20 protein-coding genes and 2 pseudogenes are annotated in these 18,744 nt (G+C 44.6%); 1 reads left to right on the plus strand and 21 read right to left on the minus strand.

Going from position 1 to position 18,744, the window contains the following annotated elements:
- Positions 1 to 37: 37 nt before the first annotated feature.
- The gene (locus tag G7Y90_RS12270) at positions 38 to 1,528 is read right to left on the minus strand and encodes a TolC family protein (RefSeq protein WP_250162489.1); all 1,491 of its coding nucleotides are present in this window, start codon (positions 1,526 to 1,528) and stop codon (positions 38 to 40) included.
- 358 nt (positions 1,529 to 1,886) lie between these two features.
- Here G7Y90_RS12270 and G7Y90_RS12275 point away from each other — a divergent pair, with 358 nt between their 5' ends.
- A complete protein-coding gene (locus G7Y90_RS12275; protein WP_201540924.1) occupies positions 1,887 to 2,618 on the plus strand; it encodes a hypothetical protein in 732 nt (243 codons plus the stop codon).
- Between the two features lie 130 nt (positions 2,619 to 2,748).
- Here G7Y90_RS12275 and G7Y90_RS12280 read toward each other — a convergent pair whose 3' ends face one another.
- The 20 genes and pseudogenes from G7Y90_RS12280 to G7Y90_RS12365 all read right to left on the minus strand — a co-directional run bounded on the left by G7Y90_RS12280 (position 2,749) and on the right by G7Y90_RS12365 (position 18,742).
- The gene (locus tag G7Y90_RS12280; RefSeq protein ID WP_250163988.1) at positions 2,749 to 5,097 is read right to left on the minus strand and encodes a calcium-binding protein; all 2,349 of its coding nucleotides are present in this window, start codon (positions 5,095 to 5,097) and stop codon (positions 2,749 to 2,751) included.
- Positions 5,048 to 5,356 (minus strand): hypothetical protein, encoded by a 309-nt coding sequence (locus tag G7Y90_RS12285; protein ID WP_250162490.1) that lies wholly within the window; start codon positions 5,354 to 5,356, stop codon positions 5,048 to 5,050. The genes G7Y90_RS12280 and G7Y90_RS12285 overlap by 50 nt, the downstream gene beginning before the upstream one ends.
- 157 nt (positions 5,357 to 5,513) lie before the next feature.
- Positions 5,514 to 6,254: a hypothetical protein gene (locus G7Y90_RS12290; RefSeq protein WP_250162491.1), complete on the minus strand. Its 741-nt coding sequence runs from the start codon at positions 6,252 to 6,254 to the stop codon at positions 5,514 to 5,516.
- Between the two features lie 133 nt (positions 6,255 to 6,387).
- Positions 6,388 to 6,912 carry a hypothetical protein gene (locus tag G7Y90_RS12295; RefSeq protein ID WP_250162492.1) on the minus strand — a complete coding sequence of 175 codons (525 nt, stop codon included), beginning with the start codon at positions 6,910 to 6,912 and terminating at the stop codon, positions 6,388 to 6,390.
- 29 nt (positions 6,913 to 6,941) lie between these two features.
- On the minus strand, positions 6,942 to 8,270 hold the full coding sequence (locus G7Y90_RS12300) for a hypothetical protein (RefSeq protein ID WP_250162493.1): 1,329 nt from the start codon (positions 8,268 to 8,270) through the stop codon (positions 6,942 to 6,944).
- A gap of 26 nt (positions 8,271 to 8,296) precedes the next feature.
- Positions 8,297 to 8,524, minus strand: a complete 228-nt coding sequence (locus G7Y90_RS12305) for a hypothetical protein (RefSeq protein WP_250162494.1) — start codon at positions 8,522 to 8,524, stop codon at positions 8,297 to 8,299.
- A 242-nt stretch (positions 8,525 to 8,766) separates the two neighbouring features.
- Positions 8,767 to 12,222 (minus strand): Ig-like domain-containing protein, encoded by a 3,456-nt coding sequence (locus tag G7Y90_RS12310; protein ID WP_250162495.1) that lies wholly within the window; start codon positions 12,220 to 12,222, stop codon positions 8,767 to 8,769.
- Positions 12,146 to 13,192: an Ig-like domain-containing protein gene (locus G7Y90_RS12315; RefSeq protein WP_250162496.1), complete on the minus strand. Its 1,047-nt coding sequence runs from the start codon at positions 13,190 to 13,192 to the stop codon at positions 12,146 to 12,148. The genes G7Y90_RS12310 and G7Y90_RS12315 overlap by 77 nt, the downstream gene beginning before the upstream one ends.
- Positions 13,158 to 13,382: a hypothetical protein gene (locus G7Y90_RS12320; protein ID WP_502937357.1), complete on the minus strand. Its 225-nt coding sequence runs from the start codon at positions 13,380 to 13,382 to the stop codon at positions 13,158 to 13,160. The genes G7Y90_RS12315 and G7Y90_RS12320 overlap by 35 nt, the downstream gene beginning before the upstream one ends.
- Before the next feature lie 20 nt (positions 13,383 to 13,402).
- On the minus strand, positions 13,403 to 13,711 hold the full coding sequence (locus G7Y90_RS12325; protein WP_250162497.1) for an Ig-like domain-containing protein: 309 nt from the start codon (positions 13,709 to 13,711) through the stop codon (positions 13,403 to 13,405).
- A 91-nt stretch (positions 13,712 to 13,802) separates the two neighbouring features.
- Positions 13,803 to 14,705, minus strand: coding sequence for an Ig-like domain-containing protein (locus G7Y90_RS12330; protein WP_250162498.1), 903 nt, complete (start codon positions 14,703 to 14,705; stop codon positions 13,803 to 13,805).
- Positions 14,706 to 14,732: 27 nt separating this feature from the next.
- Positions 14,733 to 14,897: pseudogene (locus tag G7Y90_RS19180) on the minus strand (Ig-like domain-containing protein); the annotation flags it as partial.
- A 2-nt stretch (positions 14,898 to 14,899) separates the two neighbouring features.
- On the minus strand, positions 14,900 to 15,592 hold the full coding sequence (locus G7Y90_RS12335) for a tandem-95 repeat protein (RefSeq protein ID WP_250162499.1): 693 nt from the start codon (positions 15,590 to 15,592) through the stop codon (positions 14,900 to 14,902).
- Positions 15,579 to 15,680, minus strand: coding sequence for a hypothetical protein (locus G7Y90_RS19185; RefSeq protein ID WP_502937358.1), 102 nt, complete (start codon positions 15,678 to 15,680; stop codon positions 15,579 to 15,581). The genes G7Y90_RS12335 and G7Y90_RS19185 overlap by 14 nt, the downstream gene beginning before the upstream one ends.
- A gap of 122 nt (positions 15,681 to 15,802) precedes the next feature.
- Entirely contained in the window at positions 15,803 to 16,849 is a 1,047-nt protein-coding gene (locus tag G7Y90_RS12345) for an Ig-like domain-containing protein (protein ID WP_250162500.1), read from the minus strand.
- A complete protein-coding gene (locus tag G7Y90_RS19190) occupies positions 16,791 to 16,976 on the minus strand; it encodes a hypothetical protein (protein ID WP_502937359.1) in 186 nt (61 codons plus the stop codon). The genes G7Y90_RS12345 and G7Y90_RS19190 overlap by 59 nt, the downstream gene beginning before the upstream one ends.
- Positions 16,977 to 16,996: 20 nt before the next feature.
- The gene (locus G7Y90_RS12355; RefSeq protein ID WP_250162501.1) at positions 16,997 to 17,938 is read right to left on the minus strand and encodes a cadherin-like domain-containing protein; all 942 of its coding nucleotides are present in this window, start codon (positions 17,936 to 17,938) and stop codon (positions 16,997 to 16,999) included.
- Positions 17,935 to 18,030: pseudogene (locus G7Y90_RS19195) on the minus strand (hypothetical protein); the annotation flags it as partial. The gene G7Y90_RS12355 and the pseudogene G7Y90_RS19195, both read right to left, overlap by 4 nt.
- A gap of 167 nt (positions 18,031 to 18,197) precedes the next feature.
- Positions 18,198 to 18,455 carry an Ig-like domain-containing protein gene (locus G7Y90_RS12360; RefSeq protein ID WP_250162502.1) on the minus strand — a complete coding sequence of 86 codons (258 nt, stop codon included), beginning with the start codon at positions 18,453 to 18,455 and terminating at the stop codon, positions 18,198 to 18,200.
- A gap of 167 nt (positions 18,456 to 18,622) precedes the next feature.
- Positions 18,623 to 18,742 carry a cadherin-like domain-containing protein gene (locus G7Y90_RS12365; protein WP_250162503.1) on the minus strand — a complete coding sequence of 40 codons (120 nt, stop codon included), beginning with the start codon at positions 18,740 to 18,742 and terminating at the stop codon, positions 18,623 to 18,625.
- Between the last annotated feature and the right edge of the window lie 2 nt (positions 18,743 to 18,744).

The raw sequence follows: 18,744 nt of genomic DNA on the forward strand, positions 1-18,744 counted from the left end.
TGAACATATCCTACTGATTAGCCATATTGTATATCACTCAGCGTGAATAAGAAGAGAGCTTTATATTTAAAATGACGTATTTATATTTAGTTGGCATATTGTAAGGTTCGTCTGATAATAACAAGTTATTATTATAGCTAGTATCAGTAACGTCATAGCTAACATCCTGATTAATAGGATAGGTCTTGATATCGTTATCTTGTCTCACTACAGTTTTCGGTCTAGTATCACTTTGATTCATAAACCAGTTTTTGACGGGGTCTAGAGGATGAAATAATTCAGTTGGCTGACGACTTTTATCGAACTGTTGCCACGACATCATGCCAAAATCAACCTGTAGTTTATAGTAGGCTGCAATAATAGCAGTTCGACTTTCTACCAGCTGTATCTGATATTGTGAATGCTCACGTACTGCATTGAGTACTTCAAGCCAAGATTTGCGCCCAGCGATGAACTGACGGCGATAGGAGCTGACGACAATCTGAGCCCCTGCAACTGCTGCAATTAATGAGCGCTCTTGATCTTGAGCGCTAGCAAATTGCTGATACTGCGTTTGTATGGTTTCAAGTACCAGACGTCTTGATGCTTCTTTTGACTGTACTAAGCTGTTAACGCGTGACTCTGACGCTTTCGCTAACGCTAAATTAGAAAGTCCTGCACCTGGGTCATAGCTAAGCCCTACTGAGAATCCGTTATTATTATCATTGTCATTATTGTTATCATGATAGTAGTCATATTCATATTGCGCATACAAAGTTGGATAACGCGATGACTGTATCGATTTCACCCCTTGCTTGGCGGCTTCAACACGATAATGCTCTTTTATCACTGTGGGACTATAAAAACTGGCTTGGTCAAATGCCATTTTCTCAAAAGCTTGTGAGGAGCTTTTAGCACGGCTAACAATTTCGCTCAAGTTCGGTGTTGGTAAACCAGCCACTGCTATCCGACGTCCCGCAATTTGTTCTAGTCGAGCAATAGCAATACGCTGTTGTTCAACAGCTCCTTGATAAGCATTTTGCTCCTGTAAAATGCGATTAGTGACTAGGTCTAATTCAATACGAGCGGATACACCTTGACTCACACGGCGCTGCATCATTGACTCAAATTCTGCTAGCAGCTGTAAGTTGTCATAATAAACACTCTGTTTAGATACGGCGGTAATATAGCTCTGCCACGCTTCAATAGTAGTTTTAGCAACTTGATTTTGTTGCTCATAAACATATTCTGTCGCTGCTTTATCATCAAATATGGCTTGATTCACATTGGCAGTCAACTTTCCACCCGTCCACAGCGATTGTCTAATCTGTAGCTGTGATATCATTCCGTCCTCTCGGTCATAACCCGTAGATAGCGTTGGAGCTGGTAACATATTCAGCTTTGCCGCACGAATGCTTTCGGTAGTCGCCTGTTGTTCTGCTCGCGCTGAACCTATTAAGGGATGGCTTTGAATCGCTTGATTAATAAGCGTATTCATGTAAGTGTCAGCATTGGCAAATGCTGTACCTGATAATGATATAGATAGCATACTAAAAGCTATGCTATGCCATACTCGCTTCATAGCGAACACTTTATTAATTGATGTTTTCATGGGTAAATTGTACTGATAAACATTCATTCAGTTCTGCTTTAGACAAATGGAAGATGCAAATACTAGCAAATGAGATACATATGATTGACTCATTGGAAATTTTTAATAAAAATGCGAGTCTGTTACTTGTTATATAGGACGACACTTAAGTTTAAAACTTTATTTACAGCCTAAACAAATACTCTAAGAGGCATAATGGTAGAACAATAATATACAGTACAGCAAGAAATTATAACAATTATTTAATATAAACTATCTATTAAATCCCTATTTTTGCCGTATGGATCACAACCTTATGACTCAATTATTACCACCATCTAATCAGCTAAAAAGACCAAAAGACCGATCGCCCGTAGCTATTACGCTAGCAATATTAATCCATGTGTTGGTTACAGTGGTCATCTATTTTACGGTCTTTAATGATAAGGAATCATCAACAGAAGTTTCATCGCTTAATGACAATGGCTTAGTATCCACTTCTGTTATAGAAGATGACGGGTTAACACCATTCGATGATAAAAAAACCATGGCTATCCAATCGAATGACCTGCAAACTAATAAGACAAGTACTACTAACATTAATATGGTAGCAAATACCGAAAATAATTTAGCTGATAAAAATACGCTCATCGCTCAACAGCCAACGTCTACTGTTCAAAACGCGGCACAACAAAATAGTAACTCCTCAGTAGAGCAAGCATCAAGGCTTAATGCTAACAACAATTTAAAACCCAATACTAATTCAGTCCTCGACACTCAACGAGAGCAGCCTGAATATACGCTTAAACAAACTAAAGAATATCAACAATTAGATGCTGACATCGATAAGGATACTGAGCAACTTTCTAAACTTATTGGCGAAGTTAAAAGCTACAATCAAAGCCAGATACAACAGTATCAATCAGACAAACCCTCTAATAAGATTGTAACGGCAGCGCCTTCAGTACAATACGACTACCGTATCACCCCTATTACTTCACTACCAGCAGTCACAGATAGCAAAGATAACGTGCAGGCAGATCAATAGCTTTAATTTTAATACCAAAAGCCATAATTAATTATGGCTTTCGATATGCAGGATAATTAAAAAACCTCAACTTATGAACCGACCCCCATAAGTTGGACACAACTTATGGGGGTCAGTTCACTTGTCCCAATTATATTATCGTAGGGGTAATGTCCGTATCAATATATAACTTCACAGTTGCATCAGTAGCGCTTTGATACTGATTATATCCAGCTTCAGTAGAAGTTTGTTTGGTAAATCCTACTAAAGAGACCAGATCAGCGCTATCACCATCAATAAATAACTTATTATTGCTATCGGTCATGTCAATAACGTCGCTAGTTTTGATATTGAATAACGACTGCTTACCATTACCCGTCATATCAATGGTCTCGATATTATCAAATACCCCTGCATTAAAATTGCTAAAGTTAATGCTAGTATCAGCAATGTTGATTAATAGAGTATCATTACCAATACCACCATCTATCAATAGGTTGTCAGCTGCGAATACTAGCGTATCGTTACCAGCACCGCCACGTAGCGTATCTGCGCCTGCATTGCCGCTTAGGAAGTCATCACCAGCACCACCTTCTAGGATATCTTTACCGCTACCACCGATTAGCGTATCGTTGCCAGCACCGCCTTTATAACTCACGGCTGTATTTTGACCAGAAGCATCGAGAATATCATCTTCTGTCCCACCCTCAAATACAGAGGTAAATTCAATATCAACTAATACTGGTTTGGTCACAGGAGTAGATACGTTACTCATACTGCCAGCAGAGTCAACTGTACTGAGCGTAAATTTGAGATCACCATCAAGTGGTACTGAAGATTGAATCTGCAGATCATTGATTTGCTCAGGCTTGATTCCCGTTATGGTATAGCTATTACCATTCCAAGTGATATCAAGAACAGCGTTAGGATCACTCTTGACTCTAAAGCGTAGCACATCATCGGTTAATGCTGTGCCATTGTCTGTGATAACCATGGTCACGGTTTCACTACCATCTACGTCTATCATACTAGCATTTAGATTCAGTAGTGCCCACTTACCTTGAGAGCCTAATATGGTTGTAGGGTCAAAAGTCACGCCATCAGCGATAGGTATGATATCAAGATCGATAATCAGTGGATCGCTGATGCTACCACTATTATGAATAACTTTTATCTCGATACCTGTTATAGCAGTACCACTAATATTTTCAGGAGGCTTGATGAATATATTGCTAGTCTCGCCATTAACAGCTGCTCCTAAATTAGAAGTGTTTATTGACCATAAGTTATTGCCATCACTATCTATGTCACCGTTATTATTGGCAATTACTTTCACTCCGCTGTTATTGGTGTAGTACACCACATAGCCATCTGGAATATTATCCAGACTAATAGCAGCTGCCGTATCGCCTTCATCGATATTAGTGATTTTATAATTGATAGCAATGAAGCTATCCTCATTACCAATAGCTACCGCGCTAGAGCCATCGGTACTACTGGTTATTTTAAGATTATCAGGCTGCTTTGATACACTGACATTATAAGTATGCTCATAGGTTAGCGTACCGCTATCATGTCCTGCGATATCACTGACTTCTTTGTGCGCGGTATATACCTTAATATTGGCGGTACCATCTGCGTTTTCAGCAGGAGTATATTTAATCGTGATATTATCTGGTGGATTTATACCATTCACAGAACTATCAGTATCTGCCATATTTAAAACATAATAAGTGCCAGCAGGGATATTACCAACAGCATTAGCTAATAATGTAACTGGTAGTAACACATTACCACTAGCGTCAGTCAATACTCCAGCAGGCCCAGTACCTGTGACTAGCTGGGTCTCATTAAGTTGGATATACAACTTGCCATCGATAAGCTGTACATAATCGCCATCTGCTTTATTCTTTAAGTTAATATTAATATTAACAGTAGTATCTTCAGCGGTCTGTATGACCGTGTTTTTACCAGCGGCATCCATTGGATCAGTTAGTGGCTTTATTGTGACCTTAACATCATTTATTGTAGTTACATCCTCACGACCATCACTATCCAAAGCGGTAAATATCACATCAAAAGTAATATCCTGATTGGCTCCAGATACGTTGGTACTAAAGTTGAGCGGTGGTGTCACTGTAATGGTGTCAAGCGCCTGTTCTGGAGTGAGGTTACTGGCTTCTTTAACTTCAATAAGATATATTCCATTGACTTGTTGTATGCTAACATCACCACTACTGCTCTGTACCGCAGTACCTGCTGGTAGATCACTGATAAAGAAAGTATAAGCGATTACGGGTTTTGAGAGACCAGAGACCAAGGTGGCGTTTAATATATTGCCCAATAATATACTGGCATCCTCGTTTGACTGTGATGGTGCGGTTGGCTCTTTGCCAAAATTATTAATCAACGTAGCCGTATTAGTAGGGTCATTACTTTCATCAGTAGGTCTAGTCCAGAACGATATTAATAGTTTGAGTAGCACGCGCTTCCCCACCATCACGACCGTCTCCATTGATATCTTGGGTGACGCCAGTTACCTTAATCGCGAACGTACCTTCAGGAATGTTAGGGCTGGTTTTATTAAGCTCCAATACCAGCTGGTAGGTCGCTGAACTGGTAGCAATAGCTGTATTTGGTATATCAACATACCATATACTATCTGACAGTATACCCCCTACTACAATCAGTCCTTCAGGGACATCTGTGACCTCTAAACGGGTAAAGCTCTCTGAACCATCTTTATCTGGTGAATTCATAGCGACGGTTACCGATAAAGTATCATCCCGCTGTTATTAATGGTATTGTCTGTTGAGCTCAGGGTGATGAATGGCTGGTCAGTGACTGCTTGGAAAGTTATATTGACTAGTTGGCCGTTAATAACTGGTGAAGTAGTATTAATAACTGATCCATCAACTAGTGTTGTACTATCGGTATACGTATAGCTAAACGGAATATCGATAGAATTATCACTATGCAACTTATCATTATCATATTTAAACTCCACTTTTTGGCTGGCATTAATAGTAAATTTTGACCAGCAGTAAGTGTCACACCAGTACCATCTAGCTGTAACAGCAAATCATTCGCTAAGAAATCAGCAGAGATGATGATCGTCTCTAACGCCTCATAACCTGACGCTTTGTTAGCGACATTCACCGTATCATTGCTCTCAAAAGCAGTTTTGAAATTTATGGTAGTCCACAAATCTTCAGTGGCAATGATTTGCGGATTATTCATTTTACTATCGGCGGCATCTGGTTTTATTAAGATAGAGACTGGTTTGGTACCATGACTAGCACTGTTTCCTGATCCTGTCTCTGTAGTTGTACCCGTAATAGTAAAATTAACGTCACCAGCAAAGTTATTAGGTACTTTTAATTGAGCCGTGTTATCTTTTAGGGCTTCTAGAGTGACTGACCATACTCGTCCTGTACCACTACCTCCCAAGAAGGTAACGCCTGCACCTGACAAGTCAAAACCTGCAGGCAATCCTTTAACGCTATAAACAACCTGTTCCGCTGTTGGCGAGCCATTATCATAAGGATTTATATTACTAACATTAGCGAATAGACTCGACATTGCGATAGTGCTGGTACCATCTACCGTCACCTCATCAGTGACATAATTATAATTTTTGCCATTATCAGTCATCACTTTTAGGCTATCATTGGAGATAGTATCAGCCTTACCATTAACTTTTACAGATAGGGTCAGCTGCGGACTTGGCGCACTAATGTCACCATCGATTTCTGTACTAGTTGAGGATACTTTTAGTGCTACAGTACCACTAATTCTCAGCTGGGACGAGATATAGATTCTTTACAGCATTCGTATAGTCATTGATGGTTACAGAACCACTTGTGATAGAGACTTCGGTTATCGTCGTGCCATTATCAATATATAGCTTCGCTCCTACTGGGATATCACTGATAGTCACATTATAAGTCTCAGAACCATCATTATCCCGTGAGCTTGGGGTAATCTTTAATGGAATACCCGCAGCAGGATTGATATCAGTACTCATATTGGCAGCAGTATCACGCTTATTACCGCCGACTATTGCTTGATCCTCATTACCAATAGCAGGAGAAACCGCTAATGTCGTTGGATCAGCTACTCCTTTGACTACAAAGGTTAGATAGCTCTCACCACTAACTACTGGCGTAGTACTGGCTCCTGTATCTTCATCATAGTCGATAGTTTTTGCTTGGACTTTTACGACTGTACTAGCGCCACTCGCTAAGTTGTAATCACTATAGTTCAATGGTGGCTTGACAGTGACGCTGTTTAGATAAGCCGCTGGAATATCCACCCCTGAACCATTATCGGTCAGGTTTATGACTACGCTATTTTGGTATAACTAAAGACAGCACCCACTACTGACGTAAACACACCACCTACGCCATCTACCTTATTGCCAAAGCTTAAGTGAGCATAAGTCTCTTCTGAATCTTTAGGGTTAGCGGTATGAGACTCTTGACCAAAGTTGACGGTATCATCTTGATTTGACCAACCCGTTTGTAATCTAAAGCTACCGTTGGTACCAAGATTAAATGATGCGTCCTCATTAGCCTTAGCTGTATAGGTATGATTTGGATTAATAGTCAAATCATCTATCGCATCACTATCAGTACGTCCACCAACCACTTCGGCAACGGGAGTGACGGTTACTTTTTTAGCGGGTAGCGTCGTTGTAGTTTCTACGTTAACACCGCCATCATCATCGATGTCTTTGCTGGTTACTTTGAACACAAAACTCGCATCTTTTGAGGACTGCGCTGGCGGCTTAATAGATAATCCCCCTAAGAAGGTATTGAGGTTAGTCACACTAGAAGTATCTATACTAATCGTGGTACCGCCTGCTGCCCCTACTGTGCTGCCGCTAGTATTGGTATAGGTCCACCCTTCTAACAATGTAAACTCAATCTTTGTGATAGTCTCAGGGTTAGTGCTGTTAGTACCTGATTTATCATCAAGCACTCTGAAGCCAAAGGTATCAAGGGTAACCGCTGTATCTTCTGTTGTACTAATCGCGTTAGAGGTTATCGCGACTTGACCCGCTACTGGCGTAACCGTTAGGTTGACATTCACTGTACCAATCAGCTCTATAGAGGCATCTTTCTGAATACCAGTAAGAGTTGAGTTAAGATCAGAGTCAGCATCATGATCTTGAGTGTATAGCGATACGGTAATACCGCTCATATCTTTTGAATCATACTCTGCTGACTTAATACTGATTTTTGGCATAGTACCGCCTGCGGCAACTAGACTAGTCCCAGTAATAGCACCACTACCGTTTTGGGTAGCGCCGATTAATAATTGACCAGTAGCATCAACCGTATAGAGCGTTGCTGTACTGCTGCCCGCAGGCGTAAACTCAACGATTGCGCCAGGGTTTAAGCCTTTTAGTACAAAGCCATAAGTCTCTTTATTACCAGTACCGCCTACTAAGTCACCAAAGGTAGTTGTTATCGGCAGTGCAACAAATTCATTTTCTGTACGAGTAACGGTCAAAGTCCTATCAACGACCCCTGCACCTGACTGGTAGCTAAAACTGCTAGCATCGTCGCCGCTTGCGTTGTTAGTAGCGCTATCTGTCACCGCTTGAACATCGACATTAACTTTGACCGTAGTAGTAGCCCCTGCAATGGCGTTGCCTCCTGTAGTCACTATAGTTCCATTACTATCTACCTTAATCACACTACCACATTATCCACCTCAAATTCTGTGGCGGACATATTGATAGAGATGTTCGTAGCATTGTCTCTAGGCGGAGTTAATTCTAGTCCCTCAAACTCAGCCTTAGTCATCGTAATAGTTGGTGTACCAGGGTTACTAATGATTTTACCTTCGGTCACAAAGTCACTTATTAGTACGGTGATATTGTTACCTGTTGAGGTAAAGCTGGTACTACCATAACTCAATACTGCGCCATTAGGAACGCCACTTAAGGTAATTAAGCCAATACGTTCTGGATTATCAGTAAAGTTGCTAGTCCCATCGAGGTCAGTCTTGTCCGTGATCGTAGGTGCTTTTAGTCCTAGCGCGACTTTTGTATCCTCAGGCGTTGAGACGCTAACTGCCGTGAGACCAGGTCCATCCGATACTGGATCGACGGTAATATTGAGCTTCTCCTCACCATTGAATCGATTAGGATTGGTGCTAGCTAAGCCGTTTGATACTTGTACTGTGATCTCAGGAACTTTCCACTGAAGTTAGCCACTGGGGTGAAAGTATAGCTGCCATCACTATTAATAACGATGCTACCTATCTTAACCGTATCTATAGTGACATCTTTGGCTGTGTTACTGCCTGTGGTCACGGTTACTAGATAGGACGTACCATTGATAGAATAAGACTCTACCGTTAATTTTTCGCCAAAATCAATATCGTTTGTATCATTGCTAAACAGATTAGCGGCAAGTAAATTATCTTCTTGAATACGGGCTGTATCATTGACCAAAATCGGATTGTCATTAGTACCAGTAATAGTGACCTCAACATAGCGTACGCTACTGCTGCTAAGCTCATTACCATTAGCAACGGTCGTGATACCCTTACCATCATTGACTTGTACGGCATAACGAATAGTAACGCTTTGTCCTACAGGAATAAAATCAAGTGCGGTACTGGACGCATTAATATTCCAATTACCTGAGCTATTATCAGTTTTAGTTACAGAAAATATGTTCTCTAATGCTGTCTTTTGCGCATTAGTCAAGGAAGTCAAAGTATTACCACTACCATAACTGAACTGATTCTTAGCTTTTACATAATTAAGGGTTAAGATATCAGTCGTATCTACATCAGTGAAGTTGATCATCCCTGATTGAGTAATAGATATCTTATCCGTCTGCTCTACAATCTGTTTGGAATCGATAACACCAGCAGCGGGTTTAGCACCATTAGTAATAACAGGTCTATCGTTAGTACCTGTTATGGTGATAGTAAGACTTGAAGTTGAGGTCTGACCATCTTGATCGGTAATAGTATAGGTAAAGACTTCCGTTACTTCCTGATCTTTAGCAAGCGCTTGTACGTTTGCACTGGCATTGTTCAAGGTATAACTATATGAGCCATCAGCATTTTTGGTAACGCTACCATAATTGGCAGTTTCACTACCCCAAGTAAGGTCTTGAGTTGGCGTATTGCCTAGATTATCGTTAGTTAATACGTTACCAGTTACGTTATATGATCCTAGATCTTCTGTAAGGGTTTTGGAATCAGGATTGGCATTAGGATTTAGATTCGGATAATCCAAAGTAATGGTTGCTTGATTGGATTTTAGACCACCAGTGTCAGATACCACATATTTGACAGGTGTTGGATCAGAATTAAAGTTGCTAACAGGAGTAAAGGTGACAGCACCTGTCGTAACATTAACCGTCCAAGTGCCCTCACCTTTGACTACTAAACTTGTAACCTCATTACCTAAAGAATCAATAAGCTTAACTGTTTTTGGATCAATATTACTTTCAAGATCCGCGTCATTGCTAATAACGTTAATGGTAGTTGGCTGTCCACTTATACCATTGCTATTGTCATTCACCGCAATCGGTGCATCATTGACCGCCGTGACGGTGATGGTCTCTGTAGCAGTATCTGTACCGCCTTTGCCATCGCTGATGGTGTACGGGAAGCTCACGCTGCCATTAAAGTTGGCATTTGGGGTGAAGGTGATGACGCCAGCAGTATCTACGCTGATCATACCATTGTCTACAGTAATGTCTTTGGCGGTGCCAAGCACTGGCATCGACTCACCATTGATCGAGGTGATACTTAACGTATCGCCATCAATATCGCTGTCACCATTGAGCGGTGTCAAGATGACTGAACCATCTTCAACTACGGTGTAGCTGTCATTCACTGCAATAGGCGCATCATTGACCGCTGTGACGGTGATGGTCTCTGTAGCAGTATCTGTACCGCCTTTGCCATCGCTGATGGTGTAGTCAAATTCAACTTGACCATTAAAGTTGGCTTCTGGGGTAAAGGTAATAGCGCCGTTAATATCAATCTTGACCACGCCATTATCTACGGTAATGCTTTGCGCGACCCCTGGGGTCAGTGCCGTACCATTAATGTTGATGATGCTTAACGTATCGCCATCAATGTCACTGTCACCTTTGAGTGGATTGAGGGCTATGGATTCGTCCTCATTCACCGTGTAGCTGTCATTCACTGCTATAGGCGCATCATTCACTGGGGTGATAACGATATCTAAGGTGCTGCTAGCGGTGCCGCCATCATTATCGGTGACGGTGTAATCAACAGTGGGGACTGTGCCATTAAAGTCTGCTGCTGGAACAAAGCTATAGCTGCCATCACTATTTAAAGTCAGTACGCCAATAGCGCTACCATTAGCGCTGATAGTGGTGGCGCTGCCAAGAGTGATCGCTACTTGGGTGCCACTACCATCTACATCAACGCTTGCCGCTGATACGTTAAGCGTACTGCTGTCTATATCGGTGTCATTGTCAAGCACGTTGCCAGTTGCTGTGACCTCTTCTGCCACACGATTGCTATCAGGCTTGGCTATAGGCGCATCATTGACCGCTGTGACGGTGATGGTCTCTGTAGCAGTATCTGTACCGCCTTTGCCATCGCTGATGGTGTAGTCAAATTCAACTTGACCATTAAAGTTGGCTTCTGGGGTAAAGCTGATACCACCATTGCTATCTATGCTGACGCTACCATTAGGCACACTAATGACTTGCGCTGCGCCAGTTAGCGCGGTGCCATTGATCGAGGTGATACTTAACGTATCGCCATCAATGTCGCTGTCACCTTTGAGTGGGGTTAAGATGACTGAACCATCTTCAGCAACCGTGTAGCTGTCATTCACCGCAATCGGTGCATCATTGACCGCCGTGACGGTGATGGTCTCTGTAGCAGTATCTGTACCGCCTTTGCCATCGCTGATGGTGTACGGGAAGCTCACGCTGCCATTAAAGTTGGCATTTGGGGTGAAGGTGATGACGCCAGCAGTATCTACGCTGATCATACCATTGTCTACAGTAATGTCTTTGGCGGTGCCAAGCACTGGCATCGACTCACCATTGATCGAGGTGATACTTAACGTATCGCCATCAATATCGCTGTCACCATTGAGCGGTGTCAAGATGACTGAGCCATCTTCAACTACGGTGTAGCTGTCATTCACTGCAATAGGCGCATCATTGACCGCTGTGACGGTGATGGTCTCTGTAGCAGTATCTGTACCGCCTTTGCCATCGCTGATGGTGTAGTCAAATTCAACTTGACCATTAAAGTTGGCTTCTGGGGTAAAGGTAATAGCGCCGTTAATATCAATCTTGACCACGCCATTATCTACGGTAATGCTTTGCGCGACCCCTGGGGTCAGTGCCGTACCATTAATGTTGATGATGCTTAACGTATCGCCATCAATGTCACTGTCACCTTTGAGTGGATTGAGGGCTATGGATTCGTCCTCATTCACCGTGTAGCTGTCATTCACTGCTATAGGCGCATCATTCACTGGGGTGATAACGATATCTAAGGTGCTGCTAGCGGTGCCGCCATCATTATCGGTGACGGGTGTAATCAACAGTGGGGACTGTGCCATTAAAGTCTGCTGCTGGAACAAAGCTATAGCTGCCATCACTATTTAAAGTCAGTACGCCAATAGCGCTACCATTAGCGCTGATAGTGGTGGCGCTGCCAAGAGTGATCGCTACTTGGGTGCCACTACCATCTACATCAACGCTTGCCGCTGATACGTTAAGCGTACTGCTGTCTATATCGGTGTCATTGTCAAGCACGTTGCCAGTTGCTGTGACCTCTTCTGCCACACGATTGCTATCAGGCTTGGCTATAGGCGCATCATTGACCGCTGTGACGGTGATGGTCTCTGTAGCAGTATCTGTACCGCCTTTGCCATCGCTGATGGTGTAGTCAAATTCAACTTGACCATTAAAGTTGGCTTCTGGGGTAAAGCTGATACCACCATTGCTATCTATGCTGACGCTACCATTAGGCACACTAATGACTTGCGCTGCGCCAGTTAGCGCGGTGCCATTGATCGAGGTGATACTTAACGTATCGCCATCAATGTCGCTGTCACCTTTGAGTGGGGTTAAGATGACTGAACCATCTTCAGCAACCGTGTAGCTGTCATTCACCGCAATCGGTGCATCATTGACCGCCGTGACGGTGATGGTCTCTGTAGCAGTATCTGTACCGCCTTTGCCATCGCTGATGGTGTAGTCAAATTCAACTTGACCATTAAAGTTGGCTTCTGGGGTAAAGCTGATACCACCATTGCTATCCATGCTGACGCTACCATTAGGCACACTAATGACTTGCGCGCCAGTTAGCGCGGTGCCATTGATCGAGGTGATACTTAACGTATCGCCATCAATGTCACTGTCACCTTTGAGTGGATTGAGGGCTATGGATTCGTCCTCATTCACCGTGTAGCTGTCATTCACTGCTATAGGCGCATCATTCACTGGGGTGATAACGATATCTAAGGTGCTGCTAGCGGTGCCGCCATCATTATCGGTGACGGTGTAATCAACAGTGGGGACTGTGCCATTAAAGTGCTGCTGGAACAAAGCTATAGCTGCCATCACTATTTAAAGTCAGTACGCCAATAGCGCTACCATTAGCGCTGATAGTGGTGGCGCTGCCAAGAGTGATCGCTACTTGGGTGCCACTACCATCTACATCAACGCTTGCCGCTGATACGTTAAGCGTACTGCTGTCTATATCGGTGTCATTGTCAAGCACGTTGCCAGTTGCTGTGACCTCTTCTGCCACACGATTGCTATCAGGCTTGGCTATAGGCGCATCATTGACCGCTGTGACGGTGATGGTCTCTGTAGCAGTATCTGTACGCCTTTGCCATCGCTGATGGTGTAGTCAAATTCAACTTGACCATTAAAGTTGGCTTCTGGGGTAAAGCTGATACCACCATTGCTATCTATGCTGACGCTACCATTAGGCACACTAATGACTTGCGCTGCGCCAGTTAGCGCGGTGCCATTGATCGAGGTGATACTTAACGTATCGCCATCAATGTCGCTGTCACCTTTGAGTGGGGTTAAGATGACTGAACCATCTTCAGCAACCGTGTAGCTGTCATTCACCGCAATCGGTGCATCATTGACCGCCGTGACGGTGATGGTCTCTGTAGCAGTATCTGTACCGCCTTTGCCATCGCTGATGGTGTAGTCAAATTCAACTTGACATTAAAGTTGGCTCTGGGGTAAAGCTGATACCACCATTGCTATCTATGCTGACGCTACCATTAGGCACACTAATGACTTGCGCTGCGCCAGTTAGCGCGGTGCCATTGATCGAGGTGATACTTAACGTATCGCCATCAATGTCACTGTCACCTTTGAGTGGATTGAGGGCTATGGATTCGTCCTCATTCACCGTGTAGCTGTCATTCACTGCTATAGGCGCATCATTCACTGGGGTGATAACGATATCTAAGGTGCTGCTAGCGGTGCCGCCATCATTATCGGTGACGGTGTAATCAACAGTGGGGACTGTGCCATTAAAGTCTGCTGCTGGAACAAAGCTATAGCTGCCATCACTATTTAAAGTCAGTACGCCAATAGCGCTACCATTAGCGCTGATAGTGGTGGCGCTGCCAAGAGTGATCGCTACTTGGGTGCCACTACCATCTACATCAACGCTTGCCGCTGATACGTTAAGCGTACTGCTGTCTATATCGGTGTCATTGTCAAGCACGTTGCCAGTTGCTGTGACCTCTTCTGCCACACGATTGCTATCAGGCTTGGCTATAGGCGCATCATTGACCGCTGTGACGGTGATGGTCTCTGTAGCAGTATCTGTACCGCCTTTGCCATCGCTGATGGTGTAGTCAAATTCAACTTGACCATTAAAGTTGGCTTCTGGGGTAAAGCTGATACCACCATTGCTATCTATGCTGACGCTACCATTAGGCACACTAATGACTTGCGCTGCGCCAGTTAGCGCGGTGCCATTGATCGAGGTGATACTTAACGTATCGCCATCAATGTCGCTGTCACCTTTGAGTGGGGTTAAGATGACTGAACCATCTTCAGCAACCGTGTAGCTGTCATTCACCGCAATCGGTGCATCATTCACTGGGGTGATAACGATATCTAAGGTGCTGCTAGCGGTGCCGCCATCATTATCGGTGACGGTGTAATCAACAGTGGGGACTGTGCCATTAAAGTCTGCTGCTGGAACAAAGCTATAGCTGCCATCACTATTTAAAGTCAGTACGCCAATAGCGCTACCATTAGCGCTGATAGTGGTGGCGCTGCCAAGAGTGATCGCTACTTGGGTGCCACTACATCTACATCAACGCTTGCCGCTGATACGTTAAGCGTACTGCTGTCTATATCGGTGTCATTGTCAAGCACGTTGCCAGTTGCTGTGACCTCTTCTGCCACACGATTGCTATCAGGCTTGGCTATAGGCGCATCATTGACCGCTGTGACGGTGATGGTCTCTGTAGCAGTATCTGTACCGCCTTTGCCATCGCTGATGGTGTAGTCAAATTCAACTTGACCATTAAAGTTGGCTTCTGGGGTAAAGGTAATAGCGCCGTTAATATCAATCTTGACCACGCCATTATCTACGGTAATGCTTTGCGCGACCCCTGGGGTCAGTGCCGTACCATTAATGTTGATGATGCTTAACGTATCGCCATCAATGTCACTGTCACCTTTGAGTGGATTGAGGGCTATGGATTCGTCCTCATTCACCGTGTAGCTGTCATTCACTGCTATAGGCGCATCATTCACTGGGGTGATAACGATATCTAAGGTGCTGCTAGCGGTGCCGCCATCATTATCGGTGACGGTGTAATCAACAGTGGGGACTGTGCCATTAAAGTCTGCTGCTGGAACAAAGCTATAGCTGCCATCACTATTTAAAGTCAGTACGCCAATAGCGCTACCATTAGCGCTGATAGTGGTGGCGCTGCCAAGAGTGATCGCTACTTGGGTGCCACTACCATCTATCAACGCTTGCCGCTGATACGTTAAGCGTACTGCTGTCTATATCGGTGTCATTGTCAAGCACGTTGCCAGTTGCTGTGACCTCTTCTGCCACACGATTGCTATCAGGCTTGGCTATAGGCGCATCATTGACCGCTGTGACGGTGATGGTCTCTGTAGCAGTATCTGTACCGCCTTTGCCATCGCTGATGGTGTAGTCAAATTCAACTTGACCATTTAAGTTGGCTTCTGGGGTGTAAAGCTGATACCACCATTGCTATCTATGCTGACGCTACCATTAGGCACACTAATGACTTGCGCTGCGCCAGTTAGCGCGGTGCCATTGATCGAGGTGATACTTAACGTATCGCCATCAATGTCGCTGTCACCTTTGAGTGGGGTTAAGATGACTGAACCATCTTCAGCAACCGTGTAGCTGTCATTCACCGCAATCGGTGCATCATTGACCGCCGTGACGGTGATGGTCTCTGTAGCAGTATCTGTACCGCCTTTGCCATCGCTGATGGTGTACGGGAAGCTCACGCTGCCATTAAAGTTGGCATTTGGGGTGAAGGTGATGACGCCAGCAGTATCTACGCTGATCATACCATTGTCTACAGTAATGTCTTTGGCGGTGCCAAGCACTGGCATCGACTCACCATTGATCGAGGTGATACTTAACGTATCGCCATCAATATCGCTGTCACCATTGAGCGGTGTCAAGATGACTGAGCCATCTTCAACTACGGTGTAGCTGTCATTCACTGCAATAGGCGCATCATTGACCGCTGTGACGGTGATGGTCTCTGTAGCAGTATCTGTACCGCCTTTGCCATCGCTGATGGTGTAGTCAAATTCAACTTGACCATTAAAGTTGGCTTCTGGGGTAAAGGTAATAGCGCCGTTAATATCAATCTTGACCACGCCATTATCTACGGTAATGCTTTGCGCGACCCCTGGGGTCAGTGCCGTACCATTAATGTTGATGATGCTTAACGTATCGCCATCAATGTCACTGTCACCTTTGAGTGGATTGAGGGCTATGGATTCGTCCTCATTCACCGTGTAGCTGTCATTCACTGCTATAGGCGCATCATTCACTGGGGTGATAACGATATCTAAGGTGCTGCTAGCGGTGCCGCCATCATTATCGGTGACGGTGTAATCAACAGTGGGGACTGTGCCATTAAAGTCTGCTGCTGGAACAAAGCTATAGCTGCCATCACTATTTAAAGTCAGTACGCCAATCGCTACCATTAGCGCTGATAGTGGTGGCGCTGCCAAGAGTGATCGCTACTTGGGTGCCACTACCATCTACATCAACGCTTGCCGCTGATACGTTAAGCGTACTGCTGTCTATATCGGTGTCATTGTCAAGCACGTTGCCAGTTGCTGTGACCTCTTCTGCCACACGATTGCTATCAGGCTTGGCTATAGGCGCATCATTGACCGCTGTGACGGTGATGGTCTCTGTAGCAGTATCTGTACCGCCTTTGCCATCGCTGATGGTGTAGTCAATTCAACTTGACCATTAAAGTTGGCTTCTGGGGTAAAGCTGATACCACCATTGCTATCTATGCTGACGCTACCATTAGGCACACTAATGACTTGCGCTGCGCCAGTTAGCGCGGTGCCATTGATCGAGGTGATACTTAACGTATCGCCATCAATGTCGCTGTCACCTTTGAGTGGGGTTAAGATGACTGAACCATCTTCAGCAACCGTGTAGCTGTCATTCACCGCAATCGGTGCATCATTGACCGCCGTGACGGTGATGGTCTCTGTAGCAGTATCTGTACCGCCTTTGCCATCGCTGATGGTGTACGGGAAGCTCACGCTGCCATTAAAGTTGGCATTTGGGGTGAAGGTGATGACGCCAGCAGTATCTACGCTGATCATACCATTGTCTACAGTAATGTCTTTGGCGGTGCCAAGCACTGGCATCGACTCACCATTGATCGAGGTGATACTTAACGTATCGCCATCAATATCGCTGTCACCATTGAGCGGTGTCAAGATGACTGAGCCATCTTCAACTACGGTGTAGCTGTCATTCACTGCAATAGGCGCATCATTGACCGCTGTGACGGTGATGGTCTCTGTAGCAGTATCTGTACCGCCTTTGCCATCGCTGATGGTGTAGTCAAATTCAACTTGACCATTAAAGTTGGCTTCTGGGGTAAAGGTAATAGCGCCGTTAATATCAATCTTGACCACGCCATTATCTACGGTAATGCTTTGCGCGACCCCTGGGGTCAGTGCCGTACCATTAATGTTGATGATGCTTAACGTATCGCCATCAATGTCACTGTCACCTTTGAGTGGATTGAGGGCTATGGATTCGTCCTCATTCACCGTGTAGCTGTCATTCATGCTATAGGCGCATCATTCACTGGGGTGATAACGATATCTAAGGTGCTGCTAGCGGTGCCGCCATCATTATCGGTGACGGTGTAATCAACAGTGGGGACTGTGCCATTAAAGTCTGCTGCTGGAACAAAGCTATAGCTGCCATCACTTTAAAGTCAGTACGCCAATAGCGCTACCATTAGCGCTGATAGTGGTGGCGCTGCCAAGAGTGATCGCTACTTGGGTGCCACTACCATCTACATCAACGCTTGCCGCTGATACGTTAAGCGTATGCTGTCATATCGGTGTCATTGTCAAGCACGTTGCCAGTTGCTGTGACCTCTTCTGCCACACGATTGCTATCAGGCTTGGCTATAGGCGCATCATTGACCGCTGTGACGGTGATGGTCTCTGTAGCAGTATCTGTACCGCCTTTGCCATCGCTGATGGTGTAGTCAAATTCAACTTGACCATTAAAGTTGGCTTCTGGGGTAAAGCTGATACCACCATTGCTATCTATGCTGACGCTACCATTAGGCACACTAATGACTTGCGCTGCGCCAGTTAGCGCGGTGCCATGATAGAGGTGATACTAACGTAGCGCATCAATGCGTGCACCTTGAGGGTTAAGATGAGAACCATCTTCAGCAACGTGTAGCTGTCATTCACCGCAATCGGTGCATCATTGACCGCTGTGACGGTGATGGTCTATGTAGCAGTATCTGTACCGCCTTTGCCATCGCTGATGGTGTAGTCAAATTCAACTTGACCATTAAAGTTGGCTTCTGGGGTAAAGGTAATAGCGCCGTTAATATCAATCTTGACCACGC

This window comes from Psychrobacter sp. WY6 (genome assembly GCF_018448495.1).
In the GTDB taxonomy this organism is placed as follows: Bacteria; Pseudomonadota; Gammaproteobacteria; order Pseudomonadales; family Moraxellaceae; genus Psychrobacter.